Source organism: Cupriavidus basilensis (assembly GCF_029335485.1).
GTDB lineage: Bacteria > Pseudomonadota > Gammaproteobacteria > Burkholderiales > Burkholderiaceae > Cupriavidus > Cupriavidus basilensis_E.
Map to the genome: position 1 here is coordinate 1 of NZ_JARJLM010000574.1, position 18,185 is coordinate 18,185.

General features: G+C 61.2%; 16 protein-coding genes and 2 pseudogenes. 14 read left to right on the forward strand and 4 right to left on the reverse strand.

Annotated elements, in window-relative coordinates:
- Positions 1–177: 177 nt before the first annotated feature.
- Positions 178–3,147: a Tn3 family transposase gene (locus P3W85_RS35590; RefSeq protein ID WP_346430313.1), complete on the reverse strand. Its 2,970-nt coding sequence runs from the start codon at positions 3,145–3,147 to the stop codon at positions 178–180.
- A 403-nt stretch (positions 3,148–3,550) separates the two neighbouring features.
- Here P3W85_RS35590 and P3W85_RS35595 point away from each other — a divergent pair, with 403 nt between their 5' ends.
- Both P3W85_RS35595 and P3W85_RS35600 read left to right on the forward strand, forming a co-directional pair.
- The gene (locus tag P3W85_RS35595) at positions 3,551–4,171 is read left to right on the forward strand and encodes a type IV toxin-antitoxin system AbiEi family antitoxin domain-containing protein (protein ID WP_276268216.1); all 621 of its coding nucleotides are present in this window, start codon (positions 3,551–3,553) and stop codon (positions 4,169–4,171) included.
- Complete coding sequence (locus P3W85_RS35600) at positions 4,164–5,039, forward strand: nucleotidyl transferase AbiEii/AbiGii toxin family protein (protein ID WP_276268217.1); 876 nt, start codon at positions 4,164–4,166, stop codon at positions 5,037–5,039. The genes P3W85_RS35595 and P3W85_RS35600 overlap by 8 nt, the downstream gene beginning before the upstream one ends.
- A gap of 94 nt (positions 5,040–5,133) precedes the next feature.
- Here the strand turns inward: P3W85_RS35600 and P3W85_RS35605 are convergent.
- Positions 5,134–5,621: pseudogene (locus tag P3W85_RS35605) on the reverse strand (type IV pili methyl-accepting chemotaxis transducer N-terminal domain-containing protein); the annotation flags it as partial.
- A gap of 335 nt (positions 5,622–5,956) precedes the next feature.
- Positions 5,957–6,064, reverse strand: a pseudogene (locus P3W85_RS35610) (IS110 family transposase); the annotation flags it as partial.
- Positions 6,065–6,126: 62 nt separating this feature from the next.
- Here P3W85_RS35610 and P3W85_RS35615 point away from each other — a divergent pair.
- Together P3W85_RS35615 and P3W85_RS35620 are read left to right on the forward strand one after the other, a co-directional pair.
- Positions 6,127–6,735 carry a LysR substrate-binding domain-containing protein gene (locus P3W85_RS35615; RefSeq protein WP_276268218.1) on the forward strand — a complete coding sequence of 203 codons (609 nt, stop codon included), beginning with the start codon at positions 6,127–6,129 and terminating at the stop codon, positions 6,733–6,735.
- A gap of 462 nt (positions 6,736–7,197) precedes the next feature.
- On the forward strand, positions 7,198–7,947 hold the full coding sequence (locus P3W85_RS35620) for an IclR family transcriptional regulator (RefSeq protein WP_276268219.1): 750 nt from the start codon (positions 7,198–7,200) through the stop codon (positions 7,945–7,947).
- A 35-nt stretch (positions 7,948–7,982) separates the two neighbouring features.
- Here P3W85_RS35620 and P3W85_RS35625 read toward each other — a convergent pair whose 3' ends face one another.
- On the reverse strand, positions 7,983–8,897 hold the full coding sequence (locus P3W85_RS35625) for a 3-hydroxyacyl-CoA dehydrogenase family protein (RefSeq protein WP_276268220.1): 915 nt from the start codon (positions 8,895–8,897) through the stop codon (positions 7,983–7,985).
- Positions 8,898–9,188: 291 nt separating this feature from the next.
- Between P3W85_RS35625 and P3W85_RS35630 the strand changes: the two genes are divergently transcribed.
- From P3W85_RS35630 to P3W85_RS35675, 10 genes are all read left to right on the forward strand, one after another.
- The gene (locus tag P3W85_RS35630) at positions 9,189–10,121 is read left to right on the forward strand and encodes a 3-keto-5-aminohexanoate cleavage protein (RefSeq protein WP_276268221.1); all 933 of its coding nucleotides are present in this window, start codon (positions 9,189–9,191) and stop codon (positions 10,119–10,121) included.
- A 41-nt stretch (positions 10,122–10,162) separates the two neighbouring features.
- Positions 10,163–10,984, forward strand: coding sequence for a cyclase family protein (locus tag P3W85_RS35635; protein ID WP_150992334.1), 822 nt, complete (start codon positions 10,163–10,165; stop codon positions 10,982–10,984).
- 11 nt (positions 10,985–10,995) lie between these two features.
- Positions 10,996–11,370, forward strand: a complete 375-nt coding sequence (locus P3W85_RS35640; RefSeq protein ID WP_043356332.1) for a cupin domain-containing protein — start codon at positions 10,996–10,998, stop codon at positions 11,368–11,370.
- A gap of 37 nt (positions 11,371–11,407) precedes the next feature.
- Positions 11,408–12,151 (forward strand): SDR family NAD(P)-dependent oxidoreductase, encoded by a 744-nt coding sequence (locus P3W85_RS35645; protein WP_276268222.1) that lies wholly within the window; start codon positions 11,408–11,410, stop codon positions 12,149–12,151.
- A gap of 87 nt (positions 12,152–12,238) precedes the next feature.
- Positions 12,239–13,552 (forward strand): ABC transporter substrate-binding protein, encoded by a 1,314-nt coding sequence (locus P3W85_RS35650; protein ID WP_276268223.1) that lies wholly within the window; start codon positions 12,239–12,241, stop codon positions 13,550–13,552.
- Positions 13,553–13,560: 8 nt separating this feature from the next.
- Entirely contained in the window at positions 13,561–14,298 is a 738-nt protein-coding gene (locus tag P3W85_RS35655; RefSeq protein ID WP_276268224.1) for an ABC transporter ATP-binding protein, read from the forward strand.
- A complete protein-coding gene (locus tag P3W85_RS35660) occupies positions 14,291–14,989 on the forward strand; it encodes an ABC transporter ATP-binding protein (RefSeq protein ID WP_276268225.1) in 699 nt (232 codons plus the stop codon). The genes P3W85_RS35655 and P3W85_RS35660 overlap by 8 nt, the downstream gene beginning before the upstream one ends.
- Complete coding sequence (locus tag P3W85_RS35665) at positions 14,986–15,858, forward strand: branched-chain amino acid ABC transporter permease (protein ID WP_276268226.1); 873 nt, start codon at positions 14,986–14,988, stop codon at positions 15,856–15,858. Before P3W85_RS35660 ends, P3W85_RS35665 begins: the two co-directional genes overlap by 4 nt.
- A complete protein-coding gene (locus P3W85_RS35670; protein ID WP_276268227.1) occupies positions 15,855–16,934 on the forward strand; it encodes a branched-chain amino acid ABC transporter permease in 1,080 nt (359 codons plus the stop codon). Before P3W85_RS35665 ends, P3W85_RS35670 begins: the two co-directional genes overlap by 4 nt.
- Positions 16,935–17,024: 90 nt before the next feature.
- Positions 17,025–18,143 (forward strand): porin, encoded by a 1,119-nt coding sequence (locus P3W85_RS35675; RefSeq protein WP_276268228.1) that lies wholly within the window; start codon positions 17,025–17,027, stop codon positions 18,141–18,143.
- The last annotated feature ends 42 nt before the right edge of the window (positions 18,144–18,185 follow it).

The following is an 18,185-nucleotide window of genomic DNA, read 5'->3' on the forward strand; positions in this document are numbered from 1 at the left end:
GGGTTGTTCCAGGTGATGGCTGCAGCGGGAATCCGCGCTGGCGGGAGGACGTGGCCGTCGCCCTCGCTGCTTAAATTTTAGTCAAACCCGCTGATGCCGTCGGCACTCGGCCCCCGCGCGGCTTGTCCACAGGCTTATCCCAGCGAACGGTGGACAATTTCTATCCCGCTCCTGTTCTCAGGCCGACCCGGGCTTGAACTTGGTGCGCGTCGCCGGCGCCCGGCGCCTGGGCGATACCAGACGCCGGGCCGCGGTGGCTTCCGCATCGGCCCGCTCCGCGCGCCGGACTGCCATCTCCAGTTCCGCCTCCAGCCTGCCCTGCACCGCCTGCCCCTCCGCCAGCGCCTGTTGCGCCTGGGCCAGTTGCCGGCTGAGCGTGTCGCGCTCGGCCTGCTGCCTTGCCCGTTCCTCGGCTCTGGCCACGGCGGCGTCCTGCGCCCGCGCTTGCACCGCCGCCAACTCAGCGCCTCGCCGGCCGCGTTCGTGTGGTACCCGGCCAGCATGAATCGCGCGCTGAAACTGGTGCACCGACTCCCCTCGGCTGAGCAACGTGTGGATTTCGCGGCGGAAGTCTTCAATGGTCACGTAGTCGCACAGGAAGATGCTACGCAACAGCCGAGCGAGATGCTCGGCAGCTTTGTGCGCCTTGTTGGTCCGGGCGGCGCTGCCCAGCCGTTGCATGGCGAGCTCAGCGCTAATGCGGCCGATACGGATCGATGCCAGCACCCGTAGAAAATCGTCCCAACCCAGGCGTATGGCTCTCAAGGACAATCGCTTCGTGGTGACACGCTCGATACCTTCCGGCACTTTGAACTCTGCGGGCAGGTACAGCTTGCGCTCCGCCAGATCGCGCAGCCGCGGACATAGATCGAAACTCAAGCCCTTGGCCAAGGCCATCGCGGCGTTCGTGTAGCGATGCGTGTCCACTGCCAGCAACGACAGGCGGATACGGTCCTCGCTGCGGTTGTGCTGCTCTACGCCCTCGATGGCAACGCCAGCCTGACGCTCGTTCAAGACAATCGGTTGGTCATAGACGATGCCCCACTTGTCGAGCACGTGGGTGTAGATACCGGTCGCGTAGGTGCGTCGACGTGGATCGACACGAGCGATCCACAGATGTCGTGAAACGTCCAGTGACATCATGTCGGCCGATGCCTTCTGCCCGGTGCCCCAGTGCGTGGCTAATGGGATCTTTCCTTGAAATTCAGCCACCACCTCGTTGGCCCGGCGCAAACGGCCATGGGTCTCCAGCCCGCGCATGGCAAGTGACACCTGGGCGGTGTCGATACTGGGAATCATCGCAGCAATGCCCTTGGCATCGATCTCGGTGCCATGGGCGAGCAAGGCCGCGTAGGTCGACAGCAGTTCGGCCACGGACTTCGCCCGGTGCCCGAGCAGCACCTCGCTGAAGTTGGTCGAGGCGTCGACCTCCAGCAATAGGTCCGGCAACTGCACATCGCCGATTGTCTTGTAGATCAAGTCGCGTGTGCGGCGCGGCTCATCGTCCTGCTCCAGCGGCACGATCGCCCGCAGGTGAAGCATGCCATCGTCTCCGATTTCGATCTTGCCTTTAGCGGAGGCCTCGGCCACAGCAGCCACGCCAGCACGAAGCGTATCCAGTAGCTGTTCGATGAAGGTATCAGCCGCGACTGGCAGGCCCAATAGCCCGAGATACTTGACACGGTCGCGCACCCACTCCTTGGCAGGGATGAGCATTTGGTCGCCATCACGAAAGCGCATCGAGTGGTCAATCCATACGCTGCCCCGACGCAGGCTATTTCGTAGCGACATCATCGTGCAGGCAGAGAAGGCCTGATAGCCGCGCCTTGGGTCAGGGTCATGGACGAGGTCATGCCACGCCGTGCCAATGCCGGTCTCCGTAAGGTCTTCTGGCAGAGCATTGAGCTTCCTTGTCTGCAGGTCGCGCCACGCCTTGAGGTTCGCAAAGCCGGGATCGTCCTCCCTGCCGCCGAATTCCAGCCCTTCCAGGCCCGACAGCAGAGCGTGAATCCGCTGATGGTCACCGGTCAGCGCCGCGCGCACGTGTGACGCAAAGCTCGAATGCGCCGCGTCGGTGACGACGGCCAGGTGCTTCAGGGCTTCATCCACTCGCTGCTCGGTCGACTTGCTCTTGTCTTGCAGGACGGCCTTGGCCTTGAGCGCCTGCTGCCTGTCTTCCACGGCGGAGCGGGTGTGCGTCGACTGCGCCGTGCTGGCCGCGCGTCGGAACAGATCCTGGCTGCGTCGGCTGGTCTGGTGCATCGCGATATCGGTGAGTTCCAGCAAACTCATCCGTAGAAAGCACACCAGTTCAAGCGCCTGGGTGCTCTCCTTCAGTGCTTTGGTCTTGGCCGGACGCCTTGCTTGTACCTTCTGCGCATAGGCACGCAGTTTGGGCAACGCGATGTCATCCAGATTCCACTCGTGCACAGCGAGGGACTTCAGGTAGCGGATCTTGTCCAGCGTTTCAGCGAGGTTCTTGGGGCCGTTGCGCCTGGAAGGCGCCTTGATCCACTCGAGGTGCGTTGCAGAGCCGCCAGCCCGTGGACTGCGGACGGATTCCATGCAGTGCTGCAGCGTGGCCGCCGGCACTGCGCGGTTGACCGCTGCGAGCATTTGCGCCTCGTAGGCAGAAAATGCATGCCGTGCCATGTCGGTGATCTGGCGCTGGCCGGGAATGAGGCGGCAGCGATCGTAGAGCCATCGCTGAGCGGTGGTGACAAGTTCATCCACGTCTGCCGCTGCGGCAGCTTGCACGCGGAGCATTTCCAGCAAAGCGGTCTGGCTGGTGACATCGAACGGCTTGATGCCAAGGTGCTCCTTGACCCATTGCTGATGCTCGTACAACGTCGGGCGTCGTTGGTACAGCGTCTTCAGACTGGCAATCGACAGCAGCGGCGCGGAGAAAGCTTCGCACACGTACTGAAGGAGATTTCGCGGAACGGCAGCAAACCGGTCCAACGACCGACCGAAGGCCCGGAGGCAAACGAGTTGTAGGCCGACTGCGGCGAATCTGTCGGCCCGAAACCGCTCCCGTATTGCCGCGATGTCAGCACTGGTGAGCTGAAAAAACTGTCGCAGGTCAAATTCTGTCAAGCGGGCAGGCACCTCTTCCCTGCCAACGTAGCGATACGCAAATGCCGACATCTACACTTTTCTGGGTGTCGTTCAGGACAAAACTGTACGACAAGTGCTCAGATGGCCGCAATAAGGTCAAGCGAATGGGCTGCAACGCCACGCCAACAAGGGACTCGGGGCTGATTAATAACCGTATCAATCTGCAGGAAAAGGACGATTACCCCATCCTGGAAACGATCTCGGTGAGGTATCCCGACTTGCGTAGGGCGTGTGAGGCGCGAGCGCTACTGGAGACGGGGGCGGCCAATGGGCAGCCGTTCCAAAACCAGCCGTCCGGCGAATAGCGGTGTATCCGAAGATTAGAAGCGCCTTGCAAAGCATGTGCGCTGTCGGAGACCGGAGGATGACGACTAGCTTGCCATGATACAAAACCTCGGATAATATTGGAAACCATCCGAGGTTTTGTATCAAAATGTCAACCTCCTCATTCTCTCAGCGAGAGCGCGCAGTAGCTCAACTTCGAGCCAGAGGGCTGGTGCGAGCAAGCGAGATGCGCGAGATCGGCGTTACAGCGACGACGATCGCCCGCCTTGAGCGCGACGGTGTTGCAGTTCGCCTGGCCCGGGGCGTCTACCAACTCGCGGATGCTCCTCTGAGCCTACAGCATACCCTGGCGCTGGCGTCAAAACTTGTGCCCAGCGGAGTCATCTGCCTCACTTCGGCGTTGGCTTTCCATGAGCTAACTGACCAGATCCCAGCCAAGGTTTGGATGGCTATTGGCCAGAAGGACTGGAAGCCAAGCTTCGACTATCCTCCGGTCCGATTCATCCGATCTCCTGCCCCCCGTGATGACCCGGACGCGGAGCGGCATGCGATCGACAACGTATCGGTTCCGGTCTTTAGCGTTGCCAGGACGATTGCTGACCTGTTCCGGTACCGGAAGAAAGTCGGCTTAAATACCGCGCTAGAGGGGCTCCGCGAAGCCCTGATGCAGAAAAAAGCGACTCCGGCAGAAATTGCCCAGCATGCAGCAGATGCCGGTGTCTGGAAGATTCTAGAACCGTACTTAACAGCAATGGTTTCCCATGCCTGAGCAAAAGCCGCTTCGCGACATTGGTGCGTCAGTTCGCGCCCGACTTCTGACTCTCGCGCGCCAGCGAGGCCAGCAGTTCGATTTGCTTCTCACTCGCTATGCGATAGAGCGCCTCTTGTTCCGACTGGGCATCTCCGTACACCGCGACCGCTTTGTGCTAAAAGGCGCGATGCTCATGACAAGCTGGTTCGAGGATCCGCATCGACCAACTCGTGACGTCGACTTCCTTGGCTTCGGCGAGTCCGAAGCCGACCACCTGTTAGCGACCTTCGCCGAAGTGTGCGCGCTAGCTGCGGACGACGGCATCTCGTTCGACGCTGCGGGCCTGAGAGCAGAGGCGATTCGCGAGGACACTGACTATGGAGGTCTGCGGTTGCGTACCACCGCACAGCTCGCCGGTGCGAGAATCCCGGTGGTGATCGATATTGGCTTTGGAGATGCAACCGAGCCAGGAACAGAAGAGATCCAGCTTCGGGTCTTGCTCGATCAACCCGAGCCTCGCCTTCGCGCATATGCACGGGAAACCGTTGTTGCGGAGAAGTTCCAGGCGATGGTGATGCTTGGCATGGCGAACACCCGTCTTAAAGACTTCTACGACATCTGGTTCCTCAGCCAAAGCTTCGAGTTCGATGACGGGCGATTGGCCGCGGCAATAGCTGCGACCTTTGCTCGCCGAAAAACAAATATCCCGGCCGATCCGCCGTTCGCCCTATCGCCCGATTTAGCCAACGACAAAGCCAAGCAAACGCAATGGCTCGCGTTCGCCCGCGACCTGGCGGCAGTTCCCCCGCTCGACGCCGTTGTCGCGGATCTCGCGGCCTTCCTCATGCCGCACGCTGCTCGCGCACGGCTTATTTCCGCCGCCTAACTAAGATTGACGGCACGCGGCGGCCCGATTCAGCTCGCTCAGCGCGCCGCCCCAGTCCAGCTCTCCACCGCGGCCTTGACCTTCGGCCAATAGGCATACCGCTGAGGCGCTCGACGAGGTCGGTGTGGCGTTTGCGCACAGCGACCTCGCAACGGTGCATCTCCTCCTGGTAGGCCAGCGTGATGGTCTGCAGCAGTTCAAGCATTGGCGTGGCCTGCGCCACCAGCACATCGAGGGATGGCGCTCGCCGGCTGGTGTGTCTATCGCTGTTCTGACCTGGGCGATGAATTCACGGATACGCGCGTCAGCGCGCGGACTACCAAAGTACAGTTGCTGCAAAGCGTCGGAGAATGCGCCGGGCAAACGCTCATTGCCCGCCACGAGATCCGAATGCGCCGATTCGAACATTGACAGGCACTTGCGTGCGATATCGAGCGCGGCAGTGTTCCCCCGCGAAGCGAGCAATATCTGGAGCACGATCCGTTGCGACAGCATGCGCTGCCTTCCGGGAAGATTGATCAATCCGCCGATGGTTTCGGCGGACATTTCGGCCTCGGGTGACTGGGTAGAGAAAGCGTTCATGCCATGCCTTGCAGGTAGTGTCGACGCAGACGCGCACCGCGCTGACCGGCAAGAAAAAAGCGCCCCGACGCGAGATGCCTGCAAACCGGTTGTCCAGTTCGTGATCATTTCGCTTCGGGGCGCCGTTGCCCGGGATGCTCCTTTTCGGAGCGTGTCATCGCGACTTGCCAGATTGTTTCAAGGCCGCCGTTGGCCTGTGCGCCTGCGCAATATCTATGCCACAGCTCACGGAAGTTGCATCAGGCTGCGGGCGCAGGAAAATGGCACGGCGGGACCGACCCGCGCACCGATCCCGTGCCAGATGCCTCATCACGACGCGTGCGTTGGGGCATGGCCAACTGATCACGGGTAACTCTCGGCTTGACGAGAAGTGATTTGCCTGCCGCATCGACCCCATGAACGGCAAACACGTCTTTGGCCAGATCGATACCCACGGTAACAATGGACGTGGGACTTCCCCTCCTGCGGTCGTGATGGCGTTTCGACACGCCATCATGGCACCTCGATGCCGACTTGCGGCTTCCGCCGCAGCCTCGGGACGGGGAAGTCCCTTCCATTCGATTACCGCGATGAGCACACGCACGGATTCGCACGACTACTGACCAAGCGCTTTCTTTTGGTGCTTGATCCGCAGCTTGCCGAGCAACTCGGCAAGCGCCCAACAGCCGACGGCCTGGCAAGCTTGCCACTGATTGCCTACGACGAAGACCTGCCTCTGATCAGACCTCTGTGGACTGGCATGTTCCAGTTCGCCCCGACACTGCCGGCCGCATTGACAATTCCCGACCTGCGCATCATCCAGGGTCTCGTCATAAAGGGTCAAGGATGGAGTGTGCTGCCCGACTACCAATGCACGGAAGCGCTTGCGTCGGGGCGGTTGATTTCCATTACACCTGAAACCAGCGCCCCTACCAATACCTCCACCTTGTGTGGAACAAGGCTTCCATGCGCAATCCACGGATCGTGCGAGTGCACGACTACATTCTCGGACTCTTCAAAGATGGTGCGCGAGCTGAGCCATGCCCCCGATCGTGGCACGCAGTCACAGCCGATCACGAATCCACGTGGTGTTAGCACTGGGCATTGCGATGCGATCATGACAGGGCTCACTTGAGCGTCTCGTTTTTCGGCTGTGAGTCTGCCGCTCAGGTCATGGTTCGCGGCGCTCGAATGCGACCGAAATAAGAAGTTCTCGCAGGCTGCCAGGGTGCCGCATTCCAATGCGGGGTGGAGCGGCACAGTTCTTGCGCGACGGTCAAGTGAGGCGTGCAATCTACGTTGATCTATAATCCACATCTGCTTTCCTGAACCCGTGTTTCGGGGCAGCAGGTGTCCTTGATGCATCCATACGTCTCCATGCATAACGCTGCTGCAATGAGATTCCGCCCAGGGACCGGCGCACCGAGCACGAAGGAGCTGCCTCAGCGTGGCAGTTGGCAGATTTTTTCTCTTCCGCCGTCCCACATCCGTGCAACCATTTGAGTATTGAAGAATGCGGAAGTCAGAGTCATCGGTCGCCGCCGCGGCACCGTCCCCCACCCCGCTCTCCGAATCCCCCGGAGAGGATCCCCGCGCCGTGAGGGCGGGCATCCAGGTCATTGCGCGGGCGGCGGAAATACTGCGCACGTTGAGCTGCCACCCAGGCGGCCTGAGTCTTGGCGCCATTGCAAAAGATGTGGATTTGCCGCGCTCCACCGTGCAGCGGATTGTCGATGCCCTGGGCGCGGAGGGTCTGACAATGTCCGCTTCGGGCGGCAGTGGTGTGCGGCTGGGTCCGGCTATCCTCTCACTGGCCAACGCGACGAAGTTCGAGATCGCGGATCTGGTCCGCGATGCGCTTGTCGACTTGTCGAAAGCAACGGGAGAAACGGTGGACTTGTCGATACTGGATCAGAACAAGGCGGTGTTTATCGATCAGGTACAGGGCACGCATGTGCTGCGGGCCGTTTCCGCTGTCGGAGCCGCTTTCCCGTTGCATTGCTCCGCGAATGGCAAGGCCCTGCTCGCCATGCTGGATGACGCGGCCCTTGCCAAGGTGAAAGGCAAGCTGAAGTTCGAGCAGCTGACACCGCATACCCTTCGCAGCTGGGACGATCTCGCAAAGGATATTGAGTCAACGCGGGCCACCCATGTCGCCGTGGACCGCGAGGAGAACTCATTGGGGATTTGTGCCGTCGCAATCGGCTTGCTCGGGCCAATGGACCAGCGCATCGCCATCTCGGTGCCGACCCCGACCCACCGTTTCGTGCAAAGCGAAGCGCTTCTCACCGAGAAGCTTGTGGAATGCAGGGCGCGGCTCCTGGCAGGACCGCTGCGCAGGGCCTGACCCAGGTTTCCGGCCCTCTTCCCCAAGGCTACGTCTTACGCCTGGGCATCGCCGCGTTCCTTTAGCGCGGCGGCAAGATACACCAGGAGTTGCTCCCTGACGCCCTGCGCACTCGAATGCGTCCATTCGTAGAATCCCTTTCCGGACTTCATGCCGAGGTTGCCGTCGCGCACGCTGTTCGTCACGATACGGTTGGGCCACGAGGTGCTATCCAACGTCGGCAGGATAACGGCGTGAATGTCCTGCGTCAGGTCCAGCCCGACCAGGTCGGCATTCTCCAGCGGCCCCAATACCGGCAGCCGCAGGCCAAACGAGTTCTTGACGACCAGATCGACCGTCCGCGCATCGCAAATGCCTTGCGACACAAGGGCAATTGCCTCGCGCCAGAGCGCATGCTGCAAGCGATTGCCGACGAAGCCGGGAACATCCTTCTTGACGTGTACCGCCACCTTGCCGACCGATTCCAGCAGTGAGATCGTGCGTTCGACGACCTGCTGGTTCGTTGCCGTCGCCTGCACGACTTCAACCAGCGGGATGAGGAAGGGCGGATTCCACCAGTGAGTTCCGACGAGGCGATCCTTTTTGCTGACAGCTTCGCCGATATGGCCGATGGGTATGACGGAAGTATTCGACGCGATGATGCACTCGCCAGATACGACCGCCTCGATCTGGCGCATGACGTGATGCTTGACCTCGAGCTTCTCGGGCACAGCTTCGAACACGATCTGACAGCCGGATAAGGCTTCGCTGATGTCGTCGCTCAGCTTGAACTTTGCGAAAGAAACAGCGGGACGTCCCAGCGCTTTCAGATTGGAAGCGATGCGCTCCTGCACGGTTTCAATCAAGCCTGGCGCGGCGTCGTAGACGCATACATCGAACCGGCCGTCCTCCAAGAATACCTGCGCGATGCCGTGGCCCATCAGCCCGGCACCGACGACACCGATACACATTGAGTTCAATGTCCTCTCCCTCTTAATTTAACCACTATACGGTACATATGTACCGTATAGTGGTTAACAATAAGCAGCAAACCGGCATCGGTCAACCAAGGGTAAACGCTGTCGAACAGCCGGATTCCCAGTCCTGGTATGGGCTGCGAGGGAATTGCATGTCTCCCGTTGAGCGCGTCACAGGGAAAGCCGCTGCCTGCACTCTTGACAACGCTGATGGCGATCCATAAAGTAACCGCAAAGCGATACACAATAACCACCATACGGTACTAATATTAACAGGAGACAGCCATGGCAGCTGAGAAAGTCATCATTTCATGCGCGGTGACGGGGGCGATCCACACGCCCACGATGTCACCCTATCTGCCAATCACGCCCCAAGATATCGCGCAGCAGGCGGTCGACGCCGCGCGGGCGGGAGCATCGATCCTGCATCTGCATGCGCGCGATCCGCTGGACGGCCGCCCGAGTGCCGATCCCGACGTCTTTATGCAGTTCCTTCCGGAGATCAAGCGGCAGACCGATGCCGTGATCAACATCACGAGCGGCGGCAGCACGAAGATGACGCTGGAGGAGCGGCTCGCGCCCCCATTGCGCGCGCGGCCCGAGATGGCCTCGCTCAACATGGGCTCGATGAACTTCTCGATCCACCCTGTCGCTTCAAAGATTGCCCGGTGGGAGCACGATTGGGAGAAGCCATACGTGGAGGGCACGGAAGATACGATCTTTCGCAATACCTTCAAGGACATCCGACGCATCCTCATGGAGCTTGGCGAAGGATGCGGGACCCGGTTCGAGTTCGAGTGCTATGACGTGGGACACCTGTACAACCTGGCCCACTTCGTCGATGCCGGCCTGGTGAAGCCGCCGTTTTTCGTGCAGACGATCTTCGGGATCCTGGGCGGTATCGGGCCTGCAGCCGAGAACGTGACGTTCATGCGCGAGACGGCTAACCGGCTGTTCGGCCGCGACTATTATTGGTCCGTGCTGGGTGCCGGGCGCCACCAGATGCCGTTGCTGACCTACGCATCGATCATGGGGGCGAACGTGCGGGTCGGTCTCGAAGACAGCCTGTACCTCGGGCGCGGCAAGCTGGCGCAGTCCAATGCCGACCAGGTCAGGAAGATTCGCCACATCCTGGAAGAACTCGGTTTCGATATCGCATCGCCCGCCGAAGCGCGATCCATGCTGCAACTCAAAGGGCGCGACAACGTCGCGTTCTGAACCCATTGAAATCACGCCATCCTTTCCACAACGGAGACATCATGTCGATATCCGCATACCCCGCCACACCTCCTTCCAACACCGACGGCGTCGAGTTCGTCGAACTGAGCCACCCCTGGGGTCACGGCGTACCGAATTGGCCTTACTTCGAAGACGTGAAGATCGAGCGGATCCACTACATGGCGAAGTCCGGCGTGCTGACGCAACGCATTACCACCGTCATGCACAGCGGTACGCATATCGATGCGCCTGCCCACGTGATCGAAGGCACGCCGTTCCTGGACGAGATCCCGCTGGATCGTTTCTTCGGCACAGGCGTGGTGGTCAGCATTCCCAAGAAAAAGTGGGAGGTGATCACGGCCAAGGACCTGGAGAACGCCTATCCGAAGATCCAGAGGGGCGACATCGTCATGATCAACACCGGCTGGCACCATCATTACGGCGACAACAGCCAGTACTACGCCTACTCTCCCGGTCTGTACAAGGAAGCGGGAGAATGGCTGGCCGAAAAGGGCGTGAAGATGGTCGGCGTCGACCAGCAAGCCCTTGACCATCCGCTGGGTACTGCTATCGGCCGCCACGGTGTCGGCCCGCTCTTGCCGCGGGTATGCGAGGAGTATGAGCGTGAAACGGGCCGCTCCGTCGAGCAGGACTTTCCGTACTGGGAGCCGGCGCATCGGGCGCTGCTCGAAGCGGGAATCCCGGGTATCGAGAATGTCGGTGGCGATCTCGACAAGGTGACCGGAAAGCGGGTGACGATAGCGGCGTTCCCCTGGCGCTGGGTAAAGGGGGACGGATGCATCGTACGTGTGGTGGCGATGCAGGACAAGAGCCAGTCCTTCCGTATCGAAAGCGGTTTGTAACGGAAGCGGCCATGGAAGTCAAACGACTGCATGCCGCAGCCCGCTATGACGCGGCCAGGCATTTCGACATGCGGTCCCTGCGGTTGCAGGGACTCGATGCCACGCACGTGGAGCACTTTTGGGTGGGCCTGTCGCACTTTTTGCCAGACGGCGGTGCGCAATGGGACGCCGGGCCGACAGAGAAGGTCTATGTGGTGCTGAGCGGTGAGATCACGCTCACCACCGCCGGCGGGGACGTCGTGCTCAAGGCGTTGGACTCGTGCGTGATTCCGGCCGGCGAAGGGCGAAGCATCAGGAACGATTCTAGGTTACCGGCCTCGATGCTCGTGATCCTGGCTTCGGCCTTGCCCGGGAGCCAATCTACAGGAGAAGGAAACAATGGCTAGTACCAGTGCCGCCTTTGGCTTGTCAGGCAAGGTAGGCGTGATCACCGGTGCCACCGGCGCGTTCGGACGGGCTGCGGCACGCAGCCTTGCCGATGCCGGCGCGAGACTCGTGATCGCGGGGGCGAATGCGCAGGCGCTGCGTGAACTTGAAGTGCGATTGAATGCCGACGGCATCCGGGTCAAGGCCAAGGCATGCAGGCCCGACACGGAGGCCAATGCCCGCAACCTGATCGACGAAGCGGTTGCGCAGTTCGGTGCCATCGATTTCGTCGTCGTCGGCTCGGGTACCAACGATCCCGCGCCGATCCAGGATATGACCACGGAACAGTGGGAACACGTAATGGCAGCCAACGTGCGCGGATCGTGGCTGGTCTGCAAGGCCTTCGCCACCCATTGTATCGAGACGGCGCAGCGCGGCAGGGTTGTCCTGCTGTCGTCCACGCGCGGCAAGCTCGGGCTTGCCGCCGGTTACTCGGCTTACTGCCCCTCAAAGGCGGCGATCGATGGCTTGACGCGGACACTGGCATGCGAGCTGGGCCGCTACGGCATCAACGTTAACGCCATCGCGCCGACGGTGTTCCGATCCGAGCTCACGGCATGGATGTTCGCCGATGACGATCGCGGCCGCGCGGCGCGCCAAGGGATGCTCGCGCGTATTCCGCTCGGGCGCCTGGGGGAACCCGAAGATCTCGTTGGGGCATTGCAGTTCCTGCTTTCCAGGGCGTCGGAGTTTTGCACCGGCCAGACGCTATACATCGACGGAGGGTACACAGCCGGATAGTGATTCGCCCTGCCCGGAGCGGCAGGCACGAAAGGCAGCGGCTCCAAAGAAGAGCCGCACCGACATGAGCATGACAGGAGACAAGACATGAAGAAGGAAACGGAAGGTGGCACTGTCCACCGAATGCACTCCGCCGGGCGTCGCGCCACCTTGCGCGGCCTGGTAGCGCTGGGGGCGTCCACGGTCGGCGTGCAATCGATCCAGCCCGCTTCAGCGGCCGCGCGGGCGCTGAAGATTGGCTACGTGAGCCCACGAACCGGGCCGCTCGCCCCGTTCGCAGAGACCGATGGATTCATCCTGCAGCGTGTGCGCGCAGCGATTGCGAACGGCATCTCTGTAGCGGGCAATGTACATCCTGTACTTATCATCGAGAAGGATAGCCAGTCGAATCCGAATCGCGCCGCCGAAGTCACGGCAAGCCTGATCAAGGACGACAAGGTGGACCTGATTGTGTCCGCGTCCACTGCGGACACCGTCAACCCCGTATCCGATCAATGCGAGCTGGGACGGATCCCCTGCATCACCACGAACTGCCCGTGGCAACCTTACTACTTCGGGCGAGGCGGTTCGCCGGCAAAGGGCTTCGAGTACACCTATCACTTTTGCTGGGGACTGGAAGACCTGATCGCGGTATATACGGCCATCTGGGACAGCGCCGGAACCGCCACCAATCGCACCGTCGGAGCGCTCTGGCCGAACGATGCAGAAGGCAACGCATTCAGTGACAAGGCGTTCGGCTTTCCGCCGGCGCTTGCCGCGAACGGCTACAAGCTTGTCGACCTTGGCCGGTTCCAGCCAACCGCCAACGACTTCTCGGCGCAGATCCGCGCGTTCAAGGCGGCAAAGGTGGAGATCGTGACGGGCGTCCTGCCGCCCGCGGCATTCGCCACATTCTGGAGCCAGGCGGCACAGCAGGGTTTCAAGCCGAAGATCGTGACCTTTGCCAAGGCACTGCTCTTCCCTTCCGCGGTTGCAGGGCTCGGGCCACGAGGCGTCGGCTTGTCCACGGAGGTCGCGTGGTCACCGGCCTATCCCTATCGCTCCAGACTGACTGGCGAAACCAGTGCACAGTTTGCCGATGCTTATGAAGCAGCGACCGGCCGGCAATGGGTGCAACCCCTTGGCGCAACGTTGTCCCTGTTCGAGGTCGCGCTCGATGTGCTCAGGCGGACCACCGTGATAACGCCACAGGGGATTGTCGCCTCGATCCGTGCCACGGACTACGCGTCAGCCGTCGGTCCCGTCAAGTGGACCGGAAGCCCGGTCAAGAACGTCACCAAGACGTCGCTGGTAGGTGCGCAATGGACCGCGGGCAACAGGCATCCACTGGATCTGCAGATCGTGAGCGCAACGCTTGCGAAGGATGTCGGAGTGCAGAGGCGCCTGGAAATTCTCAACTGAGGGGTCGTATGGATCATTGTGTCCTTTCCGCCGAAATGCTGGTGAAGCGATTCGGCGCGGTGACGGTCGCCGACAATTTGTCCGTCACGCTCGGTCACGCCGAAGCGCTGGGCGTCATTGGCCCAAACGGTGCGGGAAAGAGCAGCTTCTTCAACTTGCTGAGCGGCAACATCCGCGCGGACAGCGGCCGTATCCTGCTGGAAGGGCGGGACGTCACCAATGCCTCTCCAAACGAGCGGGCGATTGCCGGGATCGGGCGAACGTACCAGATCCCCCGGCCCTTTTCCCAGCTGACGGTATATGAAAACCTGCTCGTAGGCGCGTTCTTTGGCGCCAGGATGGACGCGCGCCGTGCCCAGCAGCACTGCTACGAAACGCTGGCACTGACCGGGTTGCTCCGGCATGCCGACAAACCGGCGGCTGCGCTGTCGCTGCTCGAACGCAAGCGACTGGAACTGGCGCGAGCGCTGGCGACCCGCCCGAAGGTCCTGTTGCTCGACGAAATTGCAGGCGGTCTGACGGAGGGCGAGGCGGCGGAGCTGGTTGCAACCATTCAATGCATCCACGCCCACGGCACCGCCATCATCTGGATCGAGCACGTCGTGCACGCGCTCCTGGCGGTTGTCTCGCGGCTGATGGTGCTGAGCTTCGGCAAGAAGCTCATGGAAGGCGAACCGTCGGCTGTGATGAACAGCGCCGCGGTGCGGGATGTGTATCTGGGTCTTGAGGTGGAAGCCCATGCTTAGCATTCATGAACTCGATGCGTACTATGGTGACTTTCAGGCGCTGTTCGCCCTGAGCCTGGAGATCCGGCAAGGCGAGTCGGTGGCGATCATCGGTGCGAATGGCGCCGGGAAATCGACCTTGCTCAAGGCAATCTCGGGAGCGCTCCCTGTCAGGCACGGCGCGATCCGCCTGCGCGAACACAGTCTCGGACACGACAGTGCGGCGGAAGTGGTACGCAAGGGCATTGCGCTCGTTCCCGAGGGGCGCCGCATGTTTCCGAGCCTGAGCGTGGAGGAGAACCTGCAAATCGGGGCGTACGCCAGGCGGCGGGGTCCGTGGAATCTGGGACGCGTTTATACGATGTTTCCCCGACTCGCAGAGCGGCGCCGGCAGAACGTGACGTCCCTGAGCGGTGGCGAGCAGCAGATGGTCGCCATCGGGCGTGCGCTCATGTCGAACCCCTCCATGTTGATGTGCGATGAGCTGTCGCTGGGCCTAGCGCCCAAGATCATTCGAGAGATGTATGGCCACCTCGCAACCCTCAAGGAGGAAGGCACGACCCTGCTGATCGTCGAGCAGGATATTCATCAGGCGCTTCGCTTCTCGGACCGCTACTACTGCATGCAGAAGGGGCGGGTCACGCTGTCCGGCAAATCTGCGTCGGCCAGCAAGGAAGAGATCGGACGCGCATACTTTGGAGAAAAAAAATGATGGGCTGGATCGATGTGATCGTTCAGGGCATTCTTCTGGGCGGCCTCTACGCCTTGTATGCTAGCGGGCTGTCGCTCATTTTCGGTGTCATGCGGTTGGTCAACGTCGCGCACGGTGACCTGATCGTGCTGGCGGCATTCCTTGCCTTTGCCATTCGCATCCCGGGGGCAGAAACTTCATTTTCCTCGCTGCTGCTAACCGTCCCGTTCATGTTTGCGATCGGCTATGTCTTGCAGCGCGCGCTACTGAACGGCGCCATGGGCGCCAACGTGCTGCGTCCGATGCTGCTGACGTTCGGCCTGTCCATCGTCCTGCAGAATGGTCTCCTGGATATATTCTCGGCGGACTCCAGGAAGCTTCCTGGCGGCGCGATCGAGATAATGAGCCTGCCTCTCGGCGGAGGCATCGCCGTCGGCATCCTCCCGGTGATCACGCTGATGGCGGCCATTGCCGTTCTTGGCGCGCTCCAGTTCATGTTGCGACGCACCGCCATCGGACGGGCATTCAGGGCAACCTCCGATGACGCGGAGGCGGCTGGCTGGATGGGTATCAATCACCGCAACCTGTTCGCACTGGCGACCGGCATGTCGATGGCCGTCGTCGGCATCGCCGCAGTCTTCATGGGGACGCGGGCGAGCTTCGATCCTGCCAGCGGACCGGACCGGTTGATCTTTGCGTTTGAAGCCGTGGTCATCGGCGGGCTGGGTTCGCTGTGGGGCACCCTTGCCGGCGGCATCGCGCTCGGCGTCGCACAGAGCGTCGGCGGATCGCTAAACCCCGACTGGCAACTCCTTGCCGGCCATCTGTTGTTTCTCGTGGTGCTGCTGATCGCGCCCAACGGACTCTTTCCCCAACGAGGCAACCAATGAGCGCACACCTGACATCTCCCTTGACGCTGCCGGCTGGCGCGCCGAGGTTTTCGCGCACCGACGGCGCCTTTGCTGCCGCGACCGTTGCGCTGGCCGCACTGGCTTTCGTTCTCGATACAGGACAGCAGTCCATGCTCGTCGAGTTCTTCTATTTCGTCGCGCTCGCACAGCTCTGGAATATCCTGGCTGGCTATGGCGGATTCATGTCGCTCGGACAGCAGGCCTACCTTGGCAGTGGGGGGTATGTCCTCTCTGCCCTGGCGATCTTCTTCAATATGCCGCCACTGGCGTCGATTGTCCTAGCCGGGTTGTGCGCTGCTGGCATGGCGTGCATCGTCGCATTTGCGGTCTTTCGCTTGGCCGGACCATACCTGGCGATCGGGACCTGGGTGATCGCCGAGGTGTTCCGGTTGGCATTTTCGCAAGCGAGCGCGCTTGGAGCGGGGTCTGGAATCAGCATTCCCCTGGATGCGGCGCGCTCCCTTGACCTCGGCTGGATGAGCCGCGACATGCTGCTCTATCTCATCGCCCTGCTGCTTGCCGTCGCGGTGAACTATGGCGCGTACCGCATGCTCAGGTCGAAGTATGGTCTCGCGCTCTGCGCGATACGAGACAACGAGAGCGCGGCGTCAACCGTGGGGATTCATCAGCGGCACCTCAAGTTCGCTGTCTATATCGTGATCAGCGCTGCCTACGGCATGCTGGGCGCGTTTATCTTCCTGACCAAGCTGCGTATTTCGCCAGCTTCCGCATTCGACATCAACTGGACCGGCTACATCATCTTCATCGTCGTGATTGGCGGAATCGGCACGCTTGAGGGCCCGATCATCGGCTGCATCGCCTATTTCGTGATGCGGCAGTACCTCGCCGATACCGGTAGCACTTACCTGATTCTCCTGGGATTGATCGGCATCGTCGTGATGCGTTTCTATCCAAGGGGAATCTGGGGGGAACTAGCCTCGCGCCGCGGCATCGCATTTCTGCCCACGCGCTGGCACCTTCCGGCCGAGTACCCCAGTGCCCCGTCTGCGCGGGAGGGTGAACGGCGGGCAGCGGAAGTTGCTGGCAACCGGTGATGACCGATACGTGATGGCGCCACGTTCCATGGGGCGCGCCGCAGTTCGCGCTCGCAGCCCAGCTTACAAGAATACAAGGAGGAGACGACGATGAAGACAACGAAGACAGTGAAGGCAAGATGGCTGTTGGCGCTGCCGTGTCTTGGATTCGGTGCCGGCGCTTGCGCCCAGAGCAGCGTATCCCTGTTCGGCATGCTCGATGCCGGTGTGACGTATGTAAGCAATCAATCCGGTAAACGGGGCGTATTGCTCGATACGGGGGTGTATGTGCCGAGCATTTTTGGGCTGCGCGGGAACGAGGACATTGGCGGTGGCAGCAAAGTATTCTTTGAACTGGCCAGCCAGTTCAGCAATGACAATGGAGCAACGATTCCGTCGAACGGCTCGCTCTTCGCCAGGCAGGCACTTGTCGGTCTTGGCAATGCATCCTGGGGGAAAATTTCCCTGGGAAACCAGTACGACTTCATGACTGAATCCCTATTGTTCGCCGGTCTTGACGGTGGCCTGCTATATGGCGGATTCTACAATTTCCGGAATGGTCCGTTCACTGGCCTCGGCATTCCGAATAATCCAACGGGAGCGACCGACTTCGATCGCGTCGGCGCCTCCACGCGCGTAGCAAATTCCGTCAAATATGTGACACCGTCAACTGGAGGCTTCACTCTTGGCGCCTTGTATGGTTTCGGTGAGGTCGCGGGCTCGATAACCTCCGGGCGGACCGCCAGCGCCGGAGTGAATTATGAGCGCGGCCCGCTGACGCTTGGCGCTGCAGTCACGGACGCGCGCTACAGCGCGATCAATAATGGCCGAGATGGCATACGCAACGTTGGCGTGGGCGCGCACTATGGATTTCCTTCGGTGCTGGCCCACATTCTTTACACGAACACGCGCAACACACTCTCCGGTGCAATGGTGAACGTCGTGGAGGCGGGCGCAAACTGGACCGTCTCCGGCGTCCTGACACTTGGCGCCAACTACCAGTGGATGAAGGGAAATGCACGGCTCAGCCACAACAAAGCGCAACAGATCACGTCGACCTTGATGTATGCGCTGTCGAAACGTACCTCGGTCTACCTGGAAGGCGTCTACCAGCATGCTGCCGGCGACCACGGCGCGCAGGCATGGATCAACGGACTCTTCGGGCCAGACGCGGCGTCGTCCGGATCCAGTCAGGCGATCGGGCGTATCGGGATGGCCACGCGGTTTTAAGGTGACAGTTAGTTGGTGTTCTTTTTTTCTGAAGGAGATTGG